This is a genomic window from Shewanella inventionis, assembly GCF_014641855.1.
In the GTDB taxonomy this organism is placed as follows: Bacteria; Pseudomonadota; Gammaproteobacteria; order Enterobacterales; family Shewanellaceae; genus Shewanella; species Shewanella inventionis.
Window position 1 is genome coordinate 1 of sequence record NZ_BMII01000117.1, and the last position, 946, is coordinate 946.

Sequence of the window (946 nt, forward strand, 5' to 3'; positions counted from 1 at the left end):
ACCTTTTAGAGCAGCATCCACTAAAAGCCAGTAAACCAACCAAAATAAGAAAGGCAGCATGGAATGGCGATTTTAGGAGCGAGATTTTCTTTGGTTAAAAGATTTAACAAAGCTTAATCCCGCCCTGGTCAGCTAGTGGGTCTACTTGAGTGCCGGTGGCTGAACCATTATTTGTATCAGTACTGTCTTTTGAGGACTCGGATCCTCCGCCGCAGCCAAGAAGAAACAATAATATAAATGCCGACGTTAATTGTTTCATATAATAAGTATCCTTTTATTATTTAACCCGAAGTTCGGGCGGCTATGTAGTTTGGGGGGGGATCTTTTTTTAAGTCAGCTAGAAGCTCAGGAGGGCTATTTTTTGCCTGATGATGCATCTAGATTAAGCGATCATATAGATTTCAAAGGTTAAATCAATGAGGATTTATTGTTGCTCAAATGTTTTTAATTTTGCAGCCTATGTTTTTAGTTAACTTGATCAATATCAACACCAATTTGTCTAGATTACCTCATTATATTAGCGGTGTTTAATGCACATTATGTTGAGGCAACCATGACCGATACCAAGTTGATATTACTGCTGAAAACTTGCATTTTTACTGGCGTTATCCTGATTGTTATTGGCATTTATCTTCACAATTTTAATGATGCCATCGACGAGATGGGGGTTACCGGCATTATTATTAGCGCAATGTGCGTGGCGTTTGGCATGATTTTGTCTTTGCCGACCAAGATGTATTTAACCTTTTTATTGGTGATGCGTGAAGCTGAGCGAAAACAGTGATGTGAATTTTCAATAATTTATTGTTATTCTCCTCTCATAGACAGGATCTTTAGCGATAACGCTATATTTTAGGTAGAAAAAAGGCCTTATTTATGATCTGATAATTGTCGCCAAACAAACTACCATGAGCAATAAATAAAGCCGATGACGATTATCTCCTTA

1 protein-coding gene is annotated in these 946 nt (G+C 37.7%); it reads left to right on the plus strand.

The window, feature by feature from the left end; all coding sequences use genetic code 11:
* The first annotated feature begins 553 nt into the window (after positions 1-553).
* The gene (locus tag IEW93_RS21840; protein WP_188741284.1) at positions 554-784 is read left to right on the plus strand and encodes a hypothetical protein; all 231 of its coding nucleotides are present in this window, start codon (positions 554-556) and stop codon (positions 782-784) included.
* Positions 785-946 lie beyond the last annotated feature (162 nt).